Genomic DNA, 21,541 nt, shown 5'->3' with positions numbered 1-21,541 from the left:
GAGGAATGGCCCAGCCCGGGTGGCCGCCCGAGCTGGGCCGCCGATCGATCGGATCGATGCCCACCGAAGCCTTGAGGGCTGCGTTTTGTAGCAAGATCGCGGTCGGCACTTCATCGGGACCCGCATGGTTGAACGAACTTCAGGTTCGCATCACAAGGGAGGGTCGAGGAAGATGGCCAAACGTAACACGATCTGTGCTGGAATCGATACCAGCAAAGATAAGCTCGACGTGGCGCTCGATGGCAGTTCGGAGGAGCTGCAGGTCAAGAACACGGCGGAAGGCCACCAGGAGCTGGTGGAGTGGCTGAAGCGCCACAAGGTCAAGCGGGTTGGGATCGAGGCAAGCGGTGGTTACGAGCAGGCGGCGGTCGCCGAACTGCGACGCCAGCGGTTTGTCGTCATCGTGTTTCAGCCGATCCAGGTCCGCGCCTATGCCACGTTCCATTTGCAACGGGCCAAGAACGACAAAATGGATGCCGCATTGATTGCGGCCTGCACCGCCGCGGTCAAGAAGATCCATCCCGCTCCAGACCCCCGGCTGCAGCCTTTTGCCGTGCATCTGACGATGATCGACCAGATCAAGGAGGACATCGCAAAGCTCAAGAATCGGCTGGAGAGCTGCCCTGACGAACGTATCCAGAAGTTCTGGAAGGAGCAGATCGCTCTGTTGGCCAAGCACAGACGAGCCGAGTTCAAGGCCCTGGTGGCAGCGATCCGCAAGCATCGCGATCTCGCCGCACGGCTCGATCTGATCTACAGCGTTGGCGGCAGCGGCTTGCCGACCGCGGTTGCCATCTTGATCAGGATGCCCGAGATCGGTCAGATCACCCGCGAGCAAGCCGCAGCCCTCACCGGGCTTGCGCCGTACGATGACGACAGCGGCAAGCATGTCGGCGCCCGCAGGATTGACGGCGGACGCCAGCGCTTGCGTCAGGCGCTCTACACCGCAGCTCTTCCGGCATCCTTCCGCTGGAATCCGCAGCTCATGGCCCTGTACAGCCGGCTGATCGCCGCCGGCAAGGGCCACAAGCGCGCGCTGGTCGCCTGTGCCAGGAAGCTGATCGTCATCATCAACGCCGTCGTCGCCCGCGGAACACCGTGGGTCGCCGAACCGCCCAGAACCGCGAGTGTGTCCGTCACCTGATCTCGTTTCCTTGTTCGATCAGGCGACCGTTTCTTCGTCCCGACCTGCCGTCAAGACGACGCCGCGCGCCGCGGCCGTCAAGGATGGCCGTCGCGCTCGTCTCACCTCACGTCGACTGCCGCCAGGCCACGCCTTGACGGCCGCAAGCACGGCGTCATGCTCGCGGAAATCGGGCGTGCTTTAATGGTTGCTACGATCCTGATCTCGCTGATCCTGCTTCGCGGAGAGAGGCGAAGGGGAACACCGCCCGCCCCTTCTCTTTTTGCATTCCGCTATGGCGCACACCGCTTAGCTGCCGTGACTGATTGTCGCTAGAACAGTCCCCGTAACAAAGCCCGAATAACAACACACAGGGAGAAGAATAACCATGCAAAAACTCATCGCCGCCGTCGCGGCCGGTCTCGCCCTCGCCGCTACGTCCGGCACGGCGCAGGCGCAGATTTCCGACGACGTCGTCAAGATCGGCGTGCTCACGGACATGTCGAGCCTCTATGCCGACGCGACCGGCAAGGGCTCGCTCGCCGCGGTCGAGATGGCGGTCGCCGATTACGGCGCCAAGGCCGCCGGCAAGCCGGTCGCCGTGGTCGCGGCCGATCACCAGAACAAGCCCGACGTCGGCGTCAACATCGCCCGCAACTGGTATGACAACGACAAGGTCGACGCGATCTTCGACGTTCCGACGTCGTCGGTGGCGTTGCCGGTCTCGGCCCTGACGCGCGAGAAGAACAAGATCCACATCAATTCGGGGGGCGGCTCGTCCGATATCACCGGCACCGCCTGCTCGCCCAACACCGTGCACTGGACCTACGACACCTATGCGCTATCAAACGTCGCCGGCAAGGCGATGGTGAAACGCGGCGAGGACAGCTGGTTCTTCGTCACCGCCGACTACGCCTTCGGCATGGCGCTGCAGCGCGACGCCGCCAACGTCGTCAAGGAGAGCGGCGGCAAGGTGCTCGGCGAAGTCCGCCATCCGCTCAACTCGTCGGACTTCTCCTCCTTCCTGCTCCAGGCCCAGGCCTCCAAGGCCAAGGTGGTCGCATTGGCCAATGCCGGCGGCGATACCACCAACGCGTTGAAGCAGGCGTCCGAGTTCGGCCTGACGCAGGGCGGCCAGAAGATGATCGCGCTCTTGCAGGAGATCACCGACACGCATTCGCTCGGCATCAAGGCGACGCAAGGCCTGATCGTCACCGACGCCTTCTACTGGGACATGAACGAGGAGACTCGCGCCTTCTCCAAGCGCTTCAACGAGAAGGTCGGCCACATGCCGACCATGATCCAGGCCGGGCTCTACTCGGCGACCATGCACTATCTGAAGGCGATCGACGCCATCAAGAGCGACGAGGCGCCGAAGGTGATGGCGCAGATGCGCGCCACGCCGGTCAACGACTTCTTCGCCAGGAACGGCAAGATCCGCATCGACGGCCGCATGGTCCACGACATGTATCTGTTCGAGGTCAAGAAGCCCGAGGAATCCAAGGGCGAGTGGGACCTCTACAAGCTGATCGCCACCGTGCCCGGCGACGAGGCCTTCCGTCCGCTCGACAAGGGCGGCTGCCCGCTGGTGACGCACTGAGAGCCGTCTCCCTCGCCGCGCTAGCGGGACGAGGTAAGAAATAGACACGACAGCGCGCCCGGCGAAAACCAGGCGCGCTTCGTTTAGGCAGTTACGCGGGCTGCATTACTCCGCGTACTTGAACTCCGGCATGTTCTTCAGCTCGTCCTTGCTGGCATTGAACACAGCGTGGTCCGGATACCACTTCGAGGTGGACGACGTCGTGGTCGCAGCCGGCCTGTCGGTGCCAGTCGCAGCGCCTGTCGTGGTGGACGCGGCGGGCTTGGCGCCCGGGTTCGTGCCGGTGCCGGTATAGGCGACGGCCTCGTTGACGAACTTCAATTTCTCATAGGGCACGGCGACCAGATGCTCGCCCATGCCGAGGAAGCCGCCGACGCCGATCACGGCAATCTTGACGTTGCCGCTCTTGTCCATCAGCAGCTCGTTGATCGAGCCGATGTTCTCGTTGGCCTCGTTATAGACCTTCAGGCCCGACATTTTCGACGTACGCCACTCGCCGGAAGCGGTCGTGGTGGCCGTCGTCGCGGTGGCCGCGGTCGGCGCCTTGTCGGTGGTGGCGGTCGGCGATTGCGCGAACGCAACGGTCGCAAGCAGTGCGGTGCCGGCGAGGCCGGCGGCGATGGATTTCGTCAGCATGTTGTCCTCTCCTTCACAGAAAAACTCGTGTAGAGAAAACAGCGCTGATCACACGCAGTTCCGTGCGCGCCGCAATTTCGTCGCGCTATGCGCGAGCGCGCAAACCTCGCAGGGACTGTTCCTGCGTCACCCAGGAACATTTTGCGGCGCACGGTTCCCCGCCGACGATCATGCGCCCTGGGTGAAGCATGATCGCGGCGAGGACCCGCGCCGACCCGCGTCGCTCAGGGTCAGCTCTTGTAGTCGATCAGAAGCGCGGAGAAGTCGGAATTGCCGGACGAGCCGCCGTTGGCGCCGTAGGACGGGCTCGATGATTGCGACTGCTGCAGCGCCTGCAGGAACTGCTGGAGGATCTCGGCGGTGGTCTGGTCGCTGGAGGTACTGCTGGTCGAGTCCGTGGACGACGCCGAATCCGTGGAGCTGTCGTCCGGCGGCGGACCGGGCGGAGGTCCGCCTGCACCACCGAGGCCGCCCGCCCCGCCCGGACCGTTCGCGAAGGCGGACTGAAACACGTTCTTCAGCTCCTCGGCCTGGTCCGAGGTCAGCGTGCCGTTCGACACCTCTTTCGAGATGAGGTCGTCGATCTTCGACTGCATCTCGTCCTTGGAGGGGCGCGTGCCGCTGGACTGGTCGCTCGACCGGCTCTGCTGGAGTGCCGTGTCGATGTCGGTCAGCGCCGTCGAGAGCGCCGACTGGTCCGAAGACGAGATCGTGCCGGCGGACACTTCCGATTGCAATTCCTGCTGCAGCCGCTGAAGCGGCGACTGGTGGTTGCCGGCGGAGGCCGCCGAAATCGAGGTCATGATGGCTCCTTGGATTTTGCGGGGGTTTCGTCGCGGACCACGCCACGCTATGGTTAACGGCCTTAACGAGACCTTGCCCTTTCGCGACGGCGCGATTGCCGCCTGTTGCGGGAAGCCAACCAGAAACAATCCGAAACAAAAATCTTCGCCATTTGGCCCGAATCCTGGACAAACAAAGCGCATGGCCATTCCCAATCCCAACATCCTGGTCGTCGAAGACGACCGCGAAACCCGGACGTTGATTGCGAAGTACCTGCGCAACAACGCCTGCAACGTCACCGCCGTGAGCGACGGCCGCGAGATGTCGCGCGCCATGGCCGATCACCGCGTCGACCTCATCATCCTCGACGTCATGCTGCCGGGCGAGGACGGCCTCAGCCTGTGCCGCAAGGTGCGTGCCGAGGCGCAGACGCCGATCATCATGCTGACCGCGCGCGGCGAGGACGTCGACCGCATCGTCGGCCTCGAGATGGGCGCGGACGACTATCTGCCGAAACCATTCAACCCGCGCGAGCTGCTCGCCCGCATCAACGCCGTGCTGCGCCGCCAGGCCGCGGCTCAAGCGGCAAGCTCGATCGAAGGCGCGAGCACGCTCACCTTCGAGGGTTGGCACATCGACCTGCGGCTGCGCGAGCTGCGCAATCCGGAAGGCGCGCGCGTCGCGGTGACCAGCGCCGAATTCGATCTCCTGCGCACGTTCTGCGAACGGCCCGGCCGCGTGCTGTCACGCGACAGCCTGCTCGACCTCACGCAGGGCCGCAACACCGGATCGTTCGAACGCTCCATCGACGTGCTGGTCAGCCGCATCCGCCGCAAGATCGAGCCCAATCCGGCCGATCCCACCCTCATCAAGACGGTGCGCTCCGGCGGCTATCTGTTCACGCCGCGAACGCAGGTTGCAGGCCCTCAAGCAGCAAGCCCTCAAGCAGCGAGCACTGAAGCGGTTGCGGCGCCCCTGAGCAGTTGAAGCGGGCGCCGAGGATGAAGCCGTTCGGATTCTTCCACCTCAAGGGGATCGGCGGGCAGATCGCCGCGCTGGTGCTGGCTTCGACCGTCGCGCTCCATCTCGTCGTCACCACCGCCTTCCTGATCAGCCGGCCCGACCGCCCCGACACGCCGCCGGACGGCGCGCATCAGTTGACCGATGCCGCGCTGCTGCTCGGCTCGGCCGAGGCCGGCGAGCGTCCGCGCCTCGTCGCCGATCTCGCGCGCGCCTTCCCCAAGCTCGGCATCGAAATGCTCGCGCCCGGCACCGCAAGCGTCGAGGAGAACGACAATCAGCACCTGCGCGGGATGCGCCGTCATCTCGGGCGCGGCTACCGGGCGGTCCAGCTGACCTCGGACGGCACAGTATCCCGCGTCGGCGTCGCGTTGCCCGACGGCACCATGATCGCCGGGCATGTCGAGGGCGGGCCGCGGCCATGGTTCTGGGGCGCGCCGTGGCTGATGGCGCTGATGTCGGCTTTCATCTGCGTCAGCGTGCTCGGGCTGTGGGCGGCGCGCGCGCTGGCCGCTCCGCTGTCGTCCTTCGCCAAGGCCGCCGAGAATTTCAGCCTCGATGGCGGGGCGGAGCCGCTGCCGGAGCGCGGCCCGGAAGAGATCCGCTCGGTGGCGCGCGCGCTCAACCGCATGCATGAACGGATCGCCCGCCTGATGTCGGATCGCACCAGGATGCTCGCTGCGATCAGCCACGATCTGCGCACGCCGATCACGCGGCTGCGCCTGCGCGCCGAATTCATCGAGGACGAGGGCAACCGCAAGCGCATGCTGGTCGATCTCGACCAGATGCGCGCGATGCTGGAATCGGTGCTGTCGCTGCTGCGCAACGACCGCAAGGTCGAAGCCGTGACGCTGGTCGACATCGCCAGCACGCTCCAGCTCGTCGCCGACCAGTTCGGCGACATGGGCCATGTCGTGCATTATGACGGGCCGGCGTCCATGACCGCCGCCGCGCGGCCCGACGATCTGCATCGCGGCGTCACCAACCTGGTCGAGAACGCCGTGCGCTTTGGCGCCGAGGTGATGATCCGCCTCGACATCTCGGGCACCACGCTCGTCATCGACGTCGAGGACGACGGCCCCGGCATTTCAGATTCGCGCAAGCAGGAGATGCTCGAGCCGTTCGTGCGCGGCGACGATGCGCGCACCATGGACGAATCCACCGGCTTCGGGCTCGGCCTGTCGATCGCGCGCGCTATCGCGCTCGCCCATGGCGGCGAGCTGTCGCTGCACGACCGCAACCCACATGGACTAATCGTACGGATGCAATTGCCGCTCTGGCAGCAGCCGCGGCTCGCCGCCTGACTCAAGCCGCGAGCGGCGGGTGCTCGATGGCGGTCTCATCGAAGATGGCCACGGCCTCGAAACGATAATTGCAGGCGTGGCAATTCCAGAGATAGGAGACGCGCCCCTCACCCGGCTCGATCCAGTCAGGCTGCGGGATCGGCGTGCCGCATTGGGCACAGGGGTTCTGTCTGGGGATGTCGCCGGCATACAGCCTGGCCATGTTTGATTTTGTCATGGCACCTCTCCCGATTTGCAGCGTCTTCTTACTCGCTTTCGCTGGCACGCGCGAATAGACAGGCGTGCTGCCGCGAGCGGGGGTCGTCCGCCCCCGAAGCTCTCTTGCGCCAGCTTTGAGTCGTAACAGCGGCTCGGCACCGCAAAATCGGGCGATGGCGGCGTTTGGTCACATCATCGCCGCGTTCGGAAGGCCTAACGACGACTGGGCGCAGGTCACTCTAGGGGACCTCAGGGATATCTGATGAAAATTGTACGCATTGCCGCGCTGCTCGCGGCCGGATTGACATTGCCGCAGGCCGCAATCGCGGGTGAAGCTGAATATGCCGAGATGGTCGCGGCTCATGCCCGCGCCAACGGCGTGCCGGAAGCGCTGGTGCATCGCGTGATCATGCGCGAGAGCCGCTACCAGCCACACCTCGTCGGCCGCGGCGGCACCATCGGGCTGATGCAGATCAAGCTCGCGACCGCCCGCGGGGTCGGCTACACCGGCGACGCCGCCGGTCTGCGCGATCCCGACACCAACCTCACCTATGCCGTGAAATATCTCGCCGGCGCCTATCGCGCCGCCAATGGCGACCACGCCCGGGCCGTGCGTTATTTCGCCGGCGGCTATTACTACGCCGCCAAGCGGCAGCGGCAGGAGACCGTGCAGATCGCCAATATGGGCGTTACCAATATGGGCAATATGGGCCAACCCTGGCTCGAGCCGAATGGCAACCCGCAGCCGATGTTCGACAGCGTCCCGCATAAGAAGCTGGCCCAGCGCGTCCGCAACGCGCGGGCGCAGGCGCTGAAATAACTCCCATGTCCCGGACGCGCTGCGACGCGAAGCGTTGCTGCGCAGAGCCGGGACCCCGCATCCCTGCATCAGCATGGGCCCCGGCTCAGCAGCGCACCCCTGCGTGATGCGCTGCGTCCGGGGCACGGCTGCAGTTCCCGTCAACACGCGTTGACCACCCCGCCCCACTGTCCTACATTAGAGCCGTTCCGAGGGGTGCTCCGAGGAGGAGCTGAGATACCGCTAAATGGGCAATACCGCCCAGGACCGCGGTGACCCTTTGAACCTGATCCGGGTCATGCCGGCGAAGGGACAGGGATGTTGCAAACGACCAAGCGACAGGATTCACCGGTATCCATCATCGGCGCAGGCATCGCGGGTGCCTGGCAAGCCCTGCTGTTCGCGCAGGCCGGCCATGCCGTGACCTTGCACGAGCGCGGTGACGAGGCGATGACGGACGCCACCAGCCATTGGGCCGGCGGCATGCTCGCGCCCTATTGCGAGGCCGAGGTCGCCGAACCCATCATCAGCCGCCTGGGGCTGCGCTCGCTCGACCTCTGGCGGCGCGAGCTGCCCGATACGCCGTTCAACGGCTCGCTGGTCGTCGCCCATCCGCGCGAACGCAGCGACTTCGAGCGCTTTGCGCGCATGACCGAGGACCACCGCCGGCTCGATGCCTCAGGCCTCGCCGCGCTCGAGCCATCGCTGGAAGGCCGCTTCCGCGACGCGCTGTTCTTCCCGGCCGAGGGCCATGTCGAGCCGCGCCGCGTGCTGCCGCAGCTGCACGAGCGCATCCGCGCCGCCGGCGGCACCATCAAGTTCTCCAGCGACGTCGCAGCCGGGGATCTCGACGGCATCGTGATCGACTGCCGCGGCCTTGGCGCCCGCGACGAGCAGAGCGAGCTTCGCGGCGTCAAGGGCGAGATGATCCTGATCGAGACCAGCGAAGTGCAGCTTGCGCGCCCGGTGCGGCTGATGCATCCGCGCTGGCCGCTCTACGTGATCCCGCGCGAGGACAATCTGTTCATGCTGGGCGCGACCTCGATCGAGGCCGAGGACACCGGCGTCAGCGTCCGCTCCGCGCTGGAGCTTTTGGGCGCCGCCTACGCCGTGCACCCGGCGTTCGGCGAAGCCCGCATCGTCGAATTCGGCTCCGGGCTTCGTCCCGCCTATCCCGACAATCTGCCGCGCATCGGCATTCGCGGCAAGACGATCTCCGTCAACGGCCTCTATCGCCACGGCTTCCTGATCGCGCCGGCGCTCGCCGAGCTGACGCTTGCCTATGTCGAGCGCGGCCAGATCGACAACGAGGTGATGCAATGCGTTTGATCGTCAACGGCGAGCAGCGCGAGGTGACTTCGGGAAGCGTCGATGCGCTGCTCTCGGAGCTCGACTACGAGGGCACGCATTTCGCGATCGCGCTCAACTACGACGTCGTGCCGAAAAGCCGCTGGGCCGAGACGGCACTGAAGGCCGGCGACGAGATCGAGATCATCACGCCGCGGCAGGGAGGGTGAGGTGATGGTGGCACGCTCTATCCTCGCGTCGTCCCCGCGAAGGCGGGGCCCCATAACCACACGGAGCGGTTATGAAGCTCGGTCTCTCCCCGCGTGCCCCAGGAGAAATCACGCGGTATGGATCCCCGCCTTCGCGGGGATGACAACTGCATTTGAGGAGACACCGTCAACATGGTGACCTTCTACGGCAAGACTTTCGCCTCCCGCCTGCTGATCGGCAGCGCGCTCTACCCCTCGCCGGCGATCATGCAGGAAGCGATCCGCGCCTCCGGCTCGAACATCGTCACGGTGTCGCTGCGGCGCGAATCCGCCGGCGGCAAGACCGGGGACGCGTTCTGGAATCTGATCCGGGAGCTCGATGTCACGGTGCTGCCGAACACCGCGGGATGCCGCAGCGTGCGCGAGGCCGTGACCACGGCAAAGCTCGCCCGTGAATTGTTCGGCACGAGCTGGATCAAGCTCGAAGTCATCGCCGACAACGACACGCTGCAGCCCGATGTCGTCGGCCTGGTCGAAGCCGCCGGCATCCTGATCAAGGACGGCTTTGAAGTGTTCCCCTATTGCACCGAGGATCTCTCGGTCGCCAACCGCCTGGTCGATGCCGGCTGCAAGGTGGTGATGCCGTGGGCCGCTCCCATCGGCAGCGCCAAGGGCATCACCAATCGCGACGCGTTGAAGCTGCTGCGCGAGCGCCTGCCCGATATCACGCTGGTGGTCGACGCCGGCCTCGGCGCTCCCAGCCACGCGGCGCAGGCGCTCGAGCTCGGCTATGACGCCGTGCTGCTCAACACCGCAATTGCAAAAGCCGCCGATCCCGTCGCGATGGCAAAAGCCTTCCGCCTCGGCTGCGATGCCGGCCGCACCGCTTATGAAGCCGGGCTGATGAACGCCCGCGACTTCGCCTCCCCCTCCACCCCTGTCGTTGGGACTCCGTTCTGGCATGCCGTATCCTGATCGATTTTATCCCGTCGTCGACAGCCTCAAATGGGTCGAGCGGCTGACAAAGCTTGGCGTCGGCACCATCCAGCTGCGCGCCAAGGAGCTCAACGACGCCGACGCGCTGCAGATCGTCACCGACGCGCTGGCGATCACCAAGGACACGCAAGCCAAGCTGGTCGTGAACGACTATTGGCGCGCCGCCGTCGTCGCCGGCGCGAAGTACCTGCATCTCGGTCAGGAGGATCTGGTGGAAGCCGACCTCAAGTCCATCCGCGAGGCCGGCCTCTCGCTCGGCATCTCCACCCATGACGATGCCGAGCTTGAAACCGCACTCAAGGCAAAGCCCGACTACGTCGCGCTCGGCCCGATCTTCTTCACCACGCTCAAATCGATGCGTTTCGAGCCGCAGGGCATCCCGAGGATCACGGAGTGGAAGAAGCGCATCGGCACCATTCCGCTGGTCGCGATCGGCGGCATCAAGTTCGAGCAAGCCGCGGAGATCTTTGCGGCGGGCGCGGATTCTATCGCGGTGGTGTCCGACGTGACGCAAAACGCCGACCCCGATGCCCGCGTGCGGCAATGGCTTGGCCTGTCCACGGAGGCTGCGTGATGTGCGCTCCGCTCTCACCCCACACTCCGCTGTCATCGCCCGGCTTGACCGGGCGATCCAGTACGCCGCGGCTTCTCGGCTCCAGCGCACCGCCGCGGACTACTGGATCCCCGCCTTCGCGGGGATGACAGCGGTAATTGCCTCTCGCACAGCGACATCAACGAATTAAACCGGAGGATCCCCATGAACATCCGCTCCAACCCCGAAAAAACCATCCCCGCCGTCACCACCGGCCCCCTTCCCTCCTCGCGAAAGATCTTCGCCTCCCCCGACGCCGCGCCCGACCTGCGCGTACCGCTGCGCGAGATCATCCTGTCGGAAGGCGCCGGCGAGCCGAACCTGCCGGTCTACGACACCTCCGGCCCCTACACCGATCCGAGCGTCACCATCGACGTCAACGCCGGCCTTGCCCGCAACCGCAAAGCCTGGGTGCTGGAGCGTGGCGGCGTCGAGGAATATCAGGGCCGGCAGATCAAGCCGGAGGACAATGGCAGCGTCTCCACCGACAACGCCGCGCGCGCCTTCAGCGCCTATCACCAGCCGCTGCGGGGCCTTCCCGGCCACAAGATCACGCAGCTCGAATTCGCCCGCGCCGGCATCATCACCAAGGAGATGATCTACGTCGCCGCGCGCGAAAACCTCGGCCGCAAGCAGCAGCTCGAGCGCGCGGAAGCCGCCCTCGCCGACGGCGAAAGCTTCGGCGCCTCGGTGCCTGCCTTCATTACCCCGGAGTTCGTGCGCGACGAGATCGCGCGCGGCCGCGCCATCATCCCCTCCAACATCAACCATTCCGAGCTCGAGCCGATGATCATCGGCCGCAACTTCCTCACCAAGATCAACGCCAATATCGGCAACTCCGCGGTGACGTCGTCGGTCGAGGAAGAGGTCGAGAAGATGGTGTGGGCGATCCGCTGGGGCGCCGACACCGTGATGGACCTCTCGACCGGCCGCAACATCCACACCACCCGCGAATGGATCCTGCGCAACTCGCCGGTGCCGATCGGCACCGTGCCGATCTACCAGGCGCTGGAGAAGTGCAACGGCGATCCGGTCAAGCTGACCTGGGAGCTCTACAAGGACACCTTGATCGAGCAGTGCGAGCAGGGCGTCGACTATTTCACCATCCACGCCGGCGTGCGCCTGCAATACATCCACCTCACCGCCAGCCGCGTCACCGGCATCGTCTCGCGTGGCGGCTCGATCATGGCGAAGTGGTGCCTGGCGCATCACAAGGAGAGTTTTCTTTACACCCACTTCGACGAAATTTGCGACTTGATGCGCAAGTACGACGTCTCCTTCTCGTTGGGCGATGGATTGCGTCCGGGCTCGATCGCCGACGCGAATGATCGCGCACAGTTTGCCGAACTCGAAACGCTCGGCGAACTGACAAAAATCGCGTGGGACAAGGGCTGCCAGGTCATGATCGAAGGTCCCGGCCACGTGCCGATGCACAAGATCAAGATCAACATGGACAAGCAGCTCAAGGAGTGCGGCGAGGCGCCGTTCTACACGCTTGGACCGCTGACCACCGACATCGCGCCGGGCTACGACCACATCACGTCAGGGATTGGTGCGGCCATGATCGGCTGGTTCGGCTGCGCCATGCTCTGCTACGTCACGCCGAAGGAGCATCTCGGCCTGCCCGATCGTAACGACGTCAAGGTCGGCGTCATCACCTACAAGATCGCAGCTCACGCCTCCGATCTCGCCAAGGGCCACCCGGCGGCGCAACTCCGCGACGACGCCCTCTCCCGCGCGAGGTTCGACTTCCGCTGGAGCGATCAGTTCAACCTCGGCCTCGACCCCGACACCGCGAAAAACTTCCACGACGAGACCCTGCCGAAGGAAGCCCACAAGGTCGCGCATTTCTGCTCGATGTGCGGACCAAAGTTCTGCTCGATGAAGATCACGCAGGACGTGCGGGACTATGCGGCGACGCTGAATGATCCGAACTCGGTGGGCATGTCGCTGAGCGGCACGGCCGAGGACGGCATGGCGAAGATGAGCGCGAAGTTCAAGGAGATGGGGAGCAGCGTTTATCTGGATGCGGAGAAGGTGAAGGAGAGCAATCGGGTGTTGTGAGGGTTACCCGACCGAAGGTCGAAAAATGGTCGGGAGACGCGCTTCCCGACCATTATAGGCGCAACCAGAACGCGACACGATCCGATCTTTCTTGTTCGTTTTGCAAGAGTTGCGCGCAAACCGCTGTCGATGGCAGGAATTTCGTCACTAGAAATTACTCTGGAATGGCTCTCGCGGCAGGAAGCGCAGCTCAACGGGATTCCAAAATTCGGCGCAACCAAAATCCCCTCTTGATTGCTGCGTTCACGAATACGAACAAGCCTTCAGATGCGCTGAGGCACTAGCGCGGCGAGCATGGGACGCAGCAAACAAAAATGCCCCTTTTCTTCGTTTTCGTTGCATCAAACGATCACCAAGACGCGACATGCCCGGGTCCGCCCCCCACCGCCTCCCCGACCAACTCCGCCCCAACCTCCGCCTCGTCTTCGTCGGCACCGCCGCCTCGACGCGCTCGGCCGCGGTCGGGCACTACTACGCCCATCCCGGCAACCGCTTCTGGCGCGCGATCCATGAGGCCGGGATCACGCCGCGGCGGTATCAGCCAAGCGAATTCGCATCGCTGATCGAGCTCGGCATCGGCTTCACCGATCTCTCCAAGTCGGGCGCCGGGATGGATCACCAGATCGCGGCTGAGACGATCGACGTATCGGGCTTCAGGGCGAAGATGGACAAGTATCGGCCGCGGACGATTGCGTTCACGAGCAAGAAGGCGGCGAGCTTGTTTTATGGCAGGCCGTCGAGCGGGATTGCGCTGGGGCGGCAGCTGTCGGATGCAAGCTGGCCGGAGATTTTTGTGCTGCCCTCGCCGTCCGGTGCTGCGTCGGGGAGTTGGACTCTGAAGCCGTGGCGGGAGCTTGCGGCGTGGATCGCTGCGTAGGGTGGGTTAGACGTGCGGATGCGCGAAGCGCAGTCCGCTCGTCGTAACCCACCAAGTCTGTCGCCGCGGACACAGACGTGGTGGGTTACGCCTCGCACCGTCGCGGGACGATAGACTGCAATTTGCGATCGGCTAACCCACCCTACGGACCTCCACATTCCGCTGTCGTCCCGGCGAAGGCCGGGACCCATACCGCGTGATCTATCTGTTGCAGGCGGTCGCAGTACCGAACGACGAGTCATCGCCAAACTTCTCCCTGGGGGTATGGGTCCCGGCCTTCGCCGGGACGACACCGTGGGTGAGGCAAGATGGTGCGACTAAATTGAAGGAATGCAGGCTGTCGGATTCCGTGCCCGCCGTTCGTCCTCTGGACACAGCACGCAAGCCGCTGGAGCCTCCACATGCTTCCCACCATCACCGCCTTCGAATCCTCCCCCGACCGCGGCCGCGGGCAGGCGCGCGATATGCGGGTGCGCTGGGCGCTGGAGGAGGTCGGCCAGCCCTACGACGTCCGCCTCGTCTCGTTCGCGGCGATGAAGCAGCCGGCGCATCTTGCGCTGCATCCGTTCGGGCAGATCCCGACTTATGAGGATGGCGACCTCACTCTGTTCGAGTCGGGCGCGATCGTGCTGCATATCGCCGAGCGCCACGATGGCTTGCTGCCGAAGGATGCCAATGCCCGCGCCCGCGCGGTCGCGTGGATGTTCGCCGCGCTTAGCACGGTGGAGCCGCCGATCGTCGAGCTCACCATGGCCATGCTGTTCGAGCGCGACAGGAGCTGGCACGCAGAGCGGCTGCCCATGCTCCAGGACCGCGTCCATACCAGGCTCGGCGAACTGTCCCGACGCCTCGGCAACTCCGACTGGCTCGACGGCGCCTTCAGCGCCGGCGATCTCATGATGGTGACAGTGCTGCGCCGGCTGAACACATCCGGCCTGCTCGACGACTATCCTGATATCGCCGCCTATGTCGCGCGCGGCGAGGCGCGGCCGGCGTTCCGGCGCGCATTCGACGCGCAATTGGCCGTGTTCAAGGCTGCATCGCGTTCGTAGGGTGGGTTAGCCGCGCGGCTGCGCAAAGCGCAGGCCGCGTGACGTAACCCACCGCTTCTGTCACCGCGGATGCAGACGTGGTGGGTTACGCCTTGCGCCGAATCGTGTTGAGAGATCGAGTTTGTGAACGGCTAACCCACCCTACGAGAGCTTCGAACGACGCACCTACTCCATCTTCTCCCCATTGCATCCACCCCAGCGCCCCTTCATGCTGGCCTCCGCCACCCCCGGGGAGCCCGCCCATGCTGACCCTCTATTCCTACCCGCAACTGTTCGGCGTCGCCGACAACAACGGCTACGGCCTCAAGGTCTACGCCTTCCTCAAGCTCGCGGGCGTGGAGTTCGTGCACGAGCACATCTTCGATGCCTCGGCCGCACCGCGCGGGCAGCTGCCTTACGTCGTCGACGACGGCGAGAGCATCGGTGACAGCGAGACCATCATCGCGCATGCGATCGCGAAATATCGTCTTACCATCGATGCCGGACTTTCACCGGAGCAGCGCCGCACCAATCTCCTCGTCACGCGCATGCTCGACGATCTCTATTGGGTGATGTCGTATTCGCGCTGGAAGGACGAGCGCTATTATCCGGCGTTCCGCGACGGCTTCATCGCGCAACATCCGCAAGTGAGTGCAGAAGGATTCGAGAAGGCGAAGGCGTATAATGCGCAGCGCTATCATTACCAGGGCATCGGCCGCTACACGCCGGAGCAGGCTTACGCGCGCGGGCTCGCCGATTTGCAGGTGCTGGCCGAAATCGTGCCCGCCGCGGGCTTCGTGCACGGCGCCGCGCCAACGAGCGTCGATGCCGGCATCTACGGCTTCGTCGCGAACATCTATTATTTTCCGATCCCGACGCCGCTGAAGGCGTTCGTCGATGCGCAGAAGAATCTCGTCGCGCATTGCGAGCGGATTCATGCGGCGATCGGAAAATCGTAGGGTGGGTTAGCGCAGCGGCTGCGCGAAGCGCGGGCCGATGCGCGTAACCCACCTCTTCTCCTTCCGCGGTGACAGAAGTGGTGGGTTACGCCAAGGGTCTAACCCACCCTACGGCGGCACCCTGCTCTACCGCATCGTGATCGCGAGGCCGCTGAGATCCGCATTCGCCATCAATCCCACCTGGGTGCCGGTCAATTCCAGCACGGCGCCCTTCTGGTTGGTGAGCACGATGGCGCGGGCGCCGCGGCCGACGGCAAGGCCGGCACCGGCGGCGCCGTAAACGCCGGCGACATCGGAGGGACGATTGATGTTGGAGACGCGGCCGCGCAGCACCGTCTTGGAACCGCCGAAGACGAGACCGTAGTCGAGCCCGCCGGTGGACAGCCCATAGGAGCGGCCGCGGAAGTTGAGCACGCCGGAACCGCCGGAGCCGCCGATGATCCAGCCCGCCTTGTAGATCGTCAGCACCACGGTGCCGCCGTCGGCCATCGCCGAGGTCGAGAGCCCGGCCAGGGCGGCAATGGCGACCAGCGCGGCGCGGAAGGTGGATGCGATCTTCATGGATATCTCCGGGGGCTATTTTTCAAGGAGGGATTCGAATCAGACGCAGCGAATCTATCCGATGGATCGCGGCGGCAAAATGATGGGGCTGCCATGAGACGCAAGGCGCGGCGTCGCACTCAACCGTCATCGCCCGGTCCAAACATCCAACCGGGCGATCCAGTATTCCAGAGGCGGCGGTGACTGCGCCGAGAGGCCGCGGCGCAATGGATGCCCCGGTCAAGCCGGGGCCTGACGGCGGAGGTTCGGGCACAAAGTCGCGCATCTCCATCATCCCATTCCGCCCCTGTCTTGCCCGACGGAGCAACTTGGAGGTTTATCCTTTACCGAATTGTAAAAACTCAATGATCTCCACATGATCTCTACTGTGCATGGGGTTGTTTTCGCGTTTTTGTTCTTGCCGGTCTCCGCAACCCGATTGCAAGTCTCCCGCATGTCGCTACGCTCATGCGGGCTACGCGCCCGTTCCTGCATTCGAGGTGATGCCATGCCGATCCAGCATTTCGCGCCCCCGCCGCACGTGAAGGCGCCGCCGCTGTCCTTTGCGACGCGCGTCGGTGATCTCCTGTTCGTCTCCGGCATTCCCGGCTTCGATGCCAATGGTGCGCTGCCCGACGGTTTCGAGGCGCAGTTCGCCAATGTCGTCGTCAACATCAAGCGCGTGCTGGGCGAGGCCGGCGCCGGTGTCCGCGACCTCGTCAAGGTCAACGTCCTCTTGACCCGCGCCTCCGACGTCGCCGCCATGAATGCGCTCTATGCCGGCGCCTTCGGCCCGCCGCCCTATCCGGCGCGCACCACCTGCGTGGTTCACGCCCTGCCCGACCCGAGGATGCTGATCGAGATCGAGGCGGTGGCGTCGCTGGCGAAGTGAGCCACTGAGCGTGTGGCTTGCCGGGCACGCGGCCGAACCAAATGCTTGGGGAACAGCTGACATGTCCGTGAAAGGCAGCTCCCCGGCTTGCAAAGGACCTGCTTTTACCGCACGAATTTTTGCGTCCCACTTCCCCACAAGGAGATATTTCATGCGTCGCGTTCTCGCCCTCTGTGCCGTCGCCGGCATCGCCACCTCCGTGTTCGCCGTGCCGGCCTCGGCGGCGGTCGGCTATTACGTGATCCGCTGGGACAACACCGGCATCTGCCAGGTCTGGAACGAGGACCTGAAGTACAAGCCGTTCCAATGGGGCGTGTCGACCTACAAGGTCGTCAGCAAGCCGCTCCCGACCTTCCAGGCCGCTTCCGACGTCCAGATCAAGATGCGCGCCGAGCGCCGCTGCACGCTCTGAGCTTTTGCAACGGACCGGATTTGGAGGGCGGGTCGCGCGAGCGATCCGCCTTCTTCTTTTGCGGGACCGCGCGTTTTCCGGCCGAAATCAGCCATGTCCCGCTCGCGCGCTTTGAACCTGACCGGCCTGCGGAACTACTCACATCTTGTCCGGGGCGCATCCCCAGCGTCCGGCACCAGCCCTCCCCGCATTGCCGGGAGGCGCATCACATCATTCATTTGAGGAGCTGATCATGCGTCGTATTTCCGTGCTGTGCGCTGCCGCCGGTCTTGCCGTCACCGCCTTCGTCGCGGCGAACCCAGCGGAAGCCAGCTATCACCTGATCCGCTGGCAGGACACCGGCCTCTGCCAGATCTGGGACGAGAGCATCCCGACCACGCCGTGGCCGGCCGGCTATCATCGCGCCAGCGCAACCGTGCCGACGTTCATCGACGCACTCGCCGTGAAGAACGCCGCGCTGAAGAACGGCCAGTGCACCTGGTAAGATTTCGATCGGCGGACGAAGAGCGGGCAAGGACGCGGGCATGCGTTCTTGCCCGTTTCTCTTCGAGATGTCGCAGGGTGGGCAAAGCGCAAGCGTGCCCACCGTTTCCATCCACCACGAAGATGGTGGGCACGGCGCTTGGCGCCTTTGTCCACCCTACGAGATATCGTCGAGCACCTCACGCGTCCTTGTGCGCGCCGGGATGGATCAGGACGTCGCGCGCGGCGGCGAGGTCGATGAAGGCTTGCGTGCTGCCGCCGTGGTCGGGATGCATGCCCTTGGCGGCGCGGCGATAGGCCTGGTTGATGTCCTCGCAGGTGAGCTGCACCGCGAGCGGCAGGCCGAGCATCTTGCGGGCACGATCCTCGCTGGACAGCTGTTTCGGCGTGGCGTTGCGCCGGCCGAAGCGCGGCGCGGTCAGATCATGAACGACTTCGAGAACGACGCCGATGCGGCGCTGGGCCGCCAGCGTGACGCCGTGATCGTCATTCTCGACCGCCTGGCGCAGCACCGGAAGCGCCTGCTCGGCGGCCTGGCGCAGCGTGGCATCGACGCTCGTCCGCGCGATCTCGGCCACGAGCCGGCCCGCCTCGGCCCAATCGGCCGATTGCGCCGACCGCAGGCGTTCAAGGGCGAGTTTCCAGGAGTCGAGCCGTGTGTCGAGCCGTTCCATCATGCGCGCAACGTTTAGCAATGAAGATCAGTATGCCAAGGCTGCCGTTTCCGTCCCCTTAATTTCGAGTTAGCGTTTCGTGAAACTTCGAAACGAAATCGGGAGAAAAATGTCATGGCATTGCTCGCAAACCACATCGCCGTCATTACCGGCGCCGGCTCCGGCATCGGCCGGGCCATCGCGGCCGGCTACGCTCGCGAGGGCGCGCAAGTGGTGCTGCTCGACGTCAATGCCGACACGGTCGCGGAGGCCGCCCAGGAGATCAGCAAAGCGGGCGGCAGGGTCGAGAGTTTTGCGCTCGACGTGACCCGGCGCGAGGACTGTTTTGCGCTCGCCAAGCAGATCGCCGACAAGGTCGGGCAGGTCTCGATCCTCGTCAACAATGCCGGCATTACTCGCCGCAACGCCTTCACCGCGGAGACCGAGACGGTGGCGAAGGACTGGAACGACATCATCTCGCTCAACCTCAACGGCGTCTTCAACATGACGCAGGCCTTCCTCGCACCCTTGCGCGCGAGCAAAGGCCGCATCGTCAATATCGGCTCGATCCAGTCCTTCGTGCATCTGCGCACGCCGAGCTCGGCGGCCTACACGACCTCGAAACACGGCGTGCTCGGCTTCACCAAGGCGCTCGCGGTCGAGCTCGGCAAGGAAGGCGTGCGCGTCAACGCGATCGGGCCGGGCTTCATCGAGACCAACATCAACGCCAGTGTGCGCGCGACCAATCCGGCGCTGGTGCAGGCCTTCGTCGACCACACCCCGCTGGCGCGCACCGGCAAGCCCGAGGATATCGTCGGGCCCGCGATCTTCCTCGCGTCGGATCTGTCGGCCTATGTCACGGGAACGATCGTGATGGTGGACGGCGGCTACCGGACGGTGTGAGGCGCGACTCACTATCCCCGCGCACGGGATCATCGTCCGCCTTGTCGGCAATTGCGCCACTGGACCGGACGATGACACCGCATGTGTGGAAGAGATAGTCCCGCATCACGATGCATCTGGCGCCAATCGCGGCGGCTTAGCGGCATTCCTGGGGTCAATTGGTGCGTTCGTTCGCGATTAACCTTTCATTAACCAAACCCGCCCACCGTACATCTACGGCTTGGGGGTCGTTGGTTCTCGATCCGCTTCCAAAGATGGCAGCGGGCGTTGATCGGGAGGTGTGTTGATGACCACTGTTCATGTCGCTGCGTCCGAGTCGGGCGCGCAATTCCTTGCTCCCAACCAGATCGTTCCGCTTCTGATCGGCGCCACCGTCGACGAAGTCGAGCGCGAGCTCGTGCTTCAGACGCTTGCGCGCTGCGACGGCAACCGCACCCGCGCATCGCGCGTGCTCGGCCTGTCGGTGCGCACGCTGCGCAACAAGATCAGGATCTACGCGGCGTCCGGCATCGACGTGCCCGCCTATCAGGATTAGCGTCCGAGGACGCGCCGCTGAATCAATCCGCCGATGATGACCGCAAGCGCGATCATCACGACCGAGGCTGCGATCATCTCGATCGCGCGGAGGAAGAAGGCCGTCATGACAGCCCATGACGGCTGCGGCTCCTCGGCGAACGCGACCGGCACGACGTCGGGTACCAGTTGGTGCGCGAGGCCAAGCGCTGCTGCAAGGACGGCAGCGAACAGCCAAAGGATCTTCCACGCTGCGCGCATCGGTCGCTCCTCGCAAGAGATGTGGCCGTGCGATCGATGACACAGCAGCGCGTGCCGCCGATTGATGTTGATCAAGCGTGGTGAGCTGTCCCGGCGGAATTGCTGCTGTCGTCAAACGCCGCTAAGTAGCTTGCTTCCGGTCAAGGGAGCAGCGGCGTGGCAGACGAACAGAAACGGCAGGGATCTCAAGGGCCGCGCGGACGGCAGGGCGAGCCGGGACGGCCGGGGCCGCAGGGTCATCCGGGCCGGCGCGGTCCCGACGGCGCGCGCGGCAAGCCGGGTCCGCAAGGCAAGCCGGGGCCGATCGGAAAGGCGGGACCTCAGGGCAAGCCCGGTCCGCAAGGCAAGCAGGGCGAGGCTGGCCCGCGTGGGGCCGCCGGCGCGCAGGGACCTGCCGGACCGCAAGGGCCGGCGGGGCCGCAAGGCCCGCGCGGCGAGGCTGGGCCTGCCGGTCAATTGCCCTCGATCGAACAGGTGCTGCCGTGGCTCGAGCAACTGTTCGACGCCTGGGACGAGCGCCGCCGCCAACGCGAGCGCGACGCCGCCGAGCGCGAGGCGCTGGAGGCCGCCGTGCAGGAGCCCGATGAGGCCATCGTCGACGACGAGAGCGACGAAGGCGAAAGCGACGAGCACAGGAAGAAGAAGAAAAAGAAGAAGCACCGGGATTAGCGATGCCGGTGCCCCGGACGCAGCGCGGCATGCAATGCTGCGCTGCTGAGCCGAGGCCCATATCGCCGGGAGCTGCGCTGACGATGACTGGGTCCCGGCTCTGCGGAGCGGCACTTCGCGCCGCACCGCGTCCGGGACACGAGCCAAATCAAGACGCGCCGGAAGCGTCATCCTTGCGCGGCAGCATGCCCATGCGCTCGAACTGCCAGCGCATGGCGCGATACCAGAGATAACCCACCGCCGCGCCGCACAGGGCCAGGATGATCACGCTGGCGCTCGAGAACGAGCCGCTCCACCACATCATCCACGCAGTCCACAGCAGCGTGAAGACGATGGCACCTGCTTTCAGCGGAAGAAGGGGGCGGCTCATGATCCTGCTCCGGGCTGTCAAAATCCCGGCGGACATCATTGCAGGACGAGGCGCCCCATACCGTGAGCCAGATCACGGAATGCGAAGTTGCAGCCCTCTAACCGAAGCGCAGCCGCGAGCGCTCCTTCGCCCTTTCCGCCTCGACCTCGCGGTCCCGCGCCGGCGCATGGGTGTGCAGCGAGGTCAGGAGATTTCGCGCAGCCTGCGAGACCTCGGCCACTGCACGGTCGAACGCCGCCTCGTTGGCCTGCGACGGCTTGTTGAAGCCGGACAGTTTTCGCACGAACTGGAGCGCACTGGCGTGGATCTCATCCTCCGTCGCCGGCGGCTCGAAGTTGAACAGCGTCTTGATGTTGCGGCACATGCA

General features: G+C 65.0%; 27 protein-coding genes and 1 riboswitch. Of the genes, 19 read left to right on the top strand and 8 right to left on the bottom strand.

The features are described 5' to 3' along the window. The first annotated feature begins 172 nt into the window (after window positions 1-172). Both GDN70_RS10570 and GDN70_RS10565 read left to right on the top strand, forming a co-directional pair. Window positions 173-1,144 carry an IS110 family transposase gene (locus tag GDN70_RS10570; protein WP_049801720.1) on the top strand — a complete coding sequence of 324 codons (972 nt, stop codon included), beginning with the start codon at window positions 173-175 and terminating at the stop codon, window positions 1,142-1,144. Between the two features lie 367 nt (window positions 1,145-1,511). Continuing rightward, window positions 1,512-2,723, top strand: a complete 1,212-nt coding sequence (locus tag GDN70_RS10565; protein WP_152102485.1) for an ABC transporter substrate-binding protein — start codon at window positions 1,512-1,514, stop codon at window positions 2,721-2,723. 105 nt (window positions 2,724-2,828) lie between these two features. On the opposite strand, the gene GDN70_RS10560 is transcribed toward GDN70_RS10565, so the two are convergent. Both GDN70_RS10560 and GDN70_RS10555 read right to left on the bottom strand, forming a co-directional pair. Then, window positions 2,829-3,359 carry a PRC-barrel domain-containing protein gene (locus tag GDN70_RS10560; RefSeq protein WP_018318630.1) on the bottom strand — a complete coding sequence of 177 codons (531 nt, stop codon included), beginning with the start codon at window positions 3,357-3,359 and terminating at the stop codon, window positions 2,829-2,831. A gap of 230 nt (window positions 3,360-3,589) precedes the next feature. Beyond that, a complete protein-coding gene (locus GDN70_RS10555) occupies window positions 3,590-4,162 on the bottom strand; it encodes a hypothetical protein (RefSeq protein ID WP_028145572.1) in 573 nt (190 codons plus the stop codon). Window positions 4,163-4,343: 181 nt separating this feature from the next. Here GDN70_RS10555 and GDN70_RS10550 point away from each other — a divergent pair, with 181 nt between their 5' ends. Together GDN70_RS10550 and GDN70_RS10545 are read left to right on the top strand one after the other, a co-directional pair. Then, window positions 4,344-5,129: a response regulator gene (locus GDN70_RS10550; protein WP_028145573.1), complete on the top strand. Its 786-nt coding sequence runs from the start codon at window positions 4,344-4,346 to the stop codon at window positions 5,127-5,129. Between the two features lie 14 nt (window positions 5,130-5,143). After that, the gene (locus GDN70_RS10545) at window positions 5,144-6,466 is read left to right on the top strand and encodes an ATP-binding protein (RefSeq protein ID WP_152102484.1); all 1,323 of its coding nucleotides are present in this window, start codon (window positions 5,144-5,146) and stop codon (window positions 6,464-6,466) included. Between the two features lies 1 nt (window position 6,467). On the opposite strand, the gene GDN70_RS10540 is transcribed toward GDN70_RS10545, so the two are convergent. Next, window positions 6,468-6,683 (bottom strand): hypothetical protein, encoded by a 216-nt coding sequence (locus GDN70_RS10540; RefSeq protein ID WP_028145575.1) that lies wholly within the window; start codon window positions 6,681-6,683, stop codon window positions 6,468-6,470. A gap of 243 nt (window positions 6,684-6,926) precedes the next feature. Between GDN70_RS10540 and GDN70_RS10535 the strand changes: the two genes are divergently transcribed. The 9 genes from GDN70_RS10535 (at window position 6,927) to GDN70_RS10490 (ending at window position 15,478) form a co-directional block, all read left to right on the top strand. Continuing rightward, window positions 6,927-7,484, top strand: coding sequence for a lytic transglycosylase domain-containing protein (locus tag GDN70_RS10535; RefSeq protein ID WP_028145576.1), 558 nt, complete (start codon window positions 6,927-6,929; stop codon window positions 7,482-7,484). Window positions 7,485-7,665: 181 nt separating this feature from the next. Next, window positions 7,666-7,794: riboswitch (TPP riboswitch) on the top strand. After that, window positions 7,782-8,792 carry an FAD-dependent oxidoreductase gene (locus tag GDN70_RS10530; protein WP_152102483.1) on the top strand — a complete coding sequence of 337 codons (1,011 nt, stop codon included), beginning with the start codon at window positions 7,782-7,784 and terminating at the stop codon, window positions 8,790-8,792. (Overlaps the previous riboswitch by 13 nt.) Continuing rightward, complete coding sequence (thiS, locus tag GDN70_RS10525) at window positions 8,783-8,980, top strand: sulfur carrier protein ThiS (protein ID WP_028145578.1); 198 nt, start codon at window positions 8,783-8,785, stop codon at window positions 8,978-8,980. The genes GDN70_RS10530 and thiS overlap by 10 nt, the downstream gene beginning before the upstream one ends. 171 nt (window positions 8,981-9,151) lie before the next feature. Beyond that, window positions 9,152-9,934, top strand: a complete 783-nt coding sequence (locus tag GDN70_RS10520) for a thiazole synthase (protein WP_028145579.1) — start codon at window positions 9,152-9,154, stop codon at window positions 9,932-9,934. Further along, complete coding sequence (locus GDN70_RS10515; protein ID WP_028145580.1) at window positions 9,921-10,529, top strand: thiamine phosphate synthase; 609 nt, start codon at window positions 9,921-9,923, stop codon at window positions 10,527-10,529. Before GDN70_RS10520 ends, GDN70_RS10515 begins: the two co-directional genes overlap by 14 nt. 183 nt (window positions 10,530-10,712) lie before the next feature. Beyond that, window positions 10,713-12,611, top strand: a complete 1,899-nt coding sequence (gene thiC, locus GDN70_RS10510) for a phosphomethylpyrimidine synthase ThiC (protein WP_097668411.1) — start codon at window positions 10,713-10,715, stop codon at window positions 12,609-12,611. Window positions 12,612-12,975: 364 nt separating this feature from the next. Then, complete coding sequence (locus GDN70_RS10505; protein WP_152102482.1) at window positions 12,976-13,488, top strand: mismatch-specific DNA-glycosylase; 513 nt, start codon at window positions 12,976-12,978, stop codon at window positions 13,486-13,488. 401 nt (window positions 13,489-13,889) lie between these two features. Further along, window positions 13,890-14,540 carry a glutathione S-transferase family protein gene (locus GDN70_RS10495; protein ID WP_152102481.1) on the top strand — a complete coding sequence of 217 codons (651 nt, stop codon included), beginning with the start codon at window positions 13,890-13,892 and terminating at the stop codon, window positions 14,538-14,540. 242 nt (window positions 14,541-14,782) lie between these two features. Continuing rightward, on the top strand, window positions 14,783-15,478 hold the full coding sequence (locus GDN70_RS10490; protein WP_152102480.1) for a glutathione S-transferase family protein: 696 nt from the start codon (window positions 14,783-14,785) through the stop codon (window positions 15,476-15,478). A gap of 126 nt (window positions 15,479-15,604) precedes the next feature. Here the strand turns inward: GDN70_RS10490 and GDN70_RS10485 are convergent, their stop codons facing one another. Continuing rightward, window positions 15,605-16,039 carry a hypothetical protein gene (locus GDN70_RS10485; protein ID WP_028145586.1) on the bottom strand — a complete coding sequence of 145 codons (435 nt, stop codon included), beginning with the start codon at window positions 16,037-16,039 and terminating at the stop codon, window positions 15,605-15,607. A gap of 487 nt (window positions 16,040-16,526) precedes the next feature. Here GDN70_RS10485 and GDN70_RS10480 point away from each other — a divergent pair, with 487 nt between their 5' ends. The 3 genes from GDN70_RS10480 to GDN70_RS10470 all read left to right on the top strand — a co-directional run bounded on the left by GDN70_RS10480 (window position 16,527) and on the right by GDN70_RS10470 (window position 17,806). Continuing rightward, window positions 16,527-16,910 (top strand): RidA family protein, encoded by a 384-nt coding sequence (locus tag GDN70_RS10480; RefSeq protein ID WP_095426030.1) that lies wholly within the window; start codon window positions 16,527-16,529, stop codon window positions 16,908-16,910. 151 nt (window positions 16,911-17,061) lie between these two features. Further along, window positions 17,062-17,322: a hypothetical protein gene (locus GDN70_RS34890; protein WP_028145588.1), complete on the top strand. Its 261-nt coding sequence runs from the start codon at window positions 17,062-17,064 to the stop codon at window positions 17,320-17,322. A gap of 232 nt (window positions 17,323-17,554) precedes the next feature. Next, complete coding sequence (locus GDN70_RS10470) at window positions 17,555-17,806, top strand: hypothetical protein (RefSeq protein WP_152102479.1); 252 nt, start codon at window positions 17,555-17,557, stop codon at window positions 17,804-17,806. 178 nt (window positions 17,807-17,984) lie between these two features. Here GDN70_RS10470 and GDN70_RS10465 read toward each other — a convergent pair whose 3' ends face one another. Next, window positions 17,985-18,482, bottom strand: coding sequence for a molecular chaperone DnaJ (locus tag GDN70_RS10465; RefSeq protein ID WP_028145590.1), 498 nt, complete (start codon window positions 18,480-18,482; stop codon window positions 17,985-17,987). Between the two features lie 111 nt (window positions 18,483-18,593). Between GDN70_RS10465 and GDN70_RS10460 the strand changes: the two genes are divergently transcribed. After that, the gene (locus GDN70_RS10460; RefSeq protein WP_152102478.1) at window positions 18,594-19,361 is read left to right on the top strand and encodes an SDR family NAD(P)-dependent oxidoreductase; all 768 of its coding nucleotides are present in this window, start codon (window positions 18,594-18,596) and stop codon (window positions 19,359-19,361) included. Between the two features lie 286 nt (window positions 19,362-19,647). Further along, window positions 19,648-19,896 carry a helix-turn-helix domain-containing protein gene (locus GDN70_RS10455; protein WP_028145592.1) on the top strand — a complete coding sequence of 83 codons (249 nt, stop codon included), beginning with the start codon at window positions 19,648-19,650 and terminating at the stop codon, window positions 19,894-19,896. On the opposite strand, the gene GDN70_RS10450 is transcribed toward GDN70_RS10455, so the two are convergent. After that, window positions 19,893-20,135 (bottom strand): hypothetical protein, encoded by a 243-nt coding sequence (locus GDN70_RS10450; protein ID WP_028145593.1) that lies wholly within the window; start codon window positions 20,133-20,135, stop codon window positions 19,893-19,895. The two genes, GDN70_RS10455 and GDN70_RS10450, sit on opposite strands and share 4 nt — an antisense overlap. 156 nt (window positions 20,136-20,291) lie before the next feature. On the opposite strand from GDN70_RS10450, the gene GDN70_RS10445 reads away from it, so the two are divergent. Then, window positions 20,292-20,804 (top strand): collagen-like protein, encoded by a 513-nt coding sequence (locus GDN70_RS10445; protein WP_097668415.1) that lies wholly within the window; start codon window positions 20,292-20,294, stop codon window positions 20,802-20,804. A gap of 148 nt (window positions 20,805-20,952) precedes the next feature. On the opposite strand, the gene GDN70_RS10440 is transcribed toward GDN70_RS10445, so the two are convergent. Then, window positions 20,953-21,174, bottom strand: coding sequence for a hypothetical protein (locus GDN70_RS10440; protein WP_038971291.1), 222 nt, complete (start codon window positions 21,172-21,174; stop codon window positions 20,953-20,955). A 97-nt stretch (window positions 21,175-21,271) separates the two neighbouring features. Further along, on the bottom strand, window positions 21,272-21,538 hold the full coding sequence (locus tag GDN70_RS10435; RefSeq protein ID WP_028145596.1) for a DUF2277 domain-containing protein: 267 nt from the start codon (window positions 21,536-21,538) through the stop codon (window positions 21,272-21,274). Between the last annotated feature and the right edge of the window lie 3 nt (window positions 21,539-21,541).

The organism is Bradyrhizobium sp. TM102 (genome assembly GCF_009176685.1).
In the GTDB taxonomy this organism is placed as follows: domain Bacteria; phylum Pseudomonadota; class Alphaproteobacteria; order Rhizobiales; family Xanthobacteraceae; genus Bradyrhizobium; species Bradyrhizobium ottawaense.
This window is presented reverse-complemented; position numbering and strand designations above follow the sequence as displayed.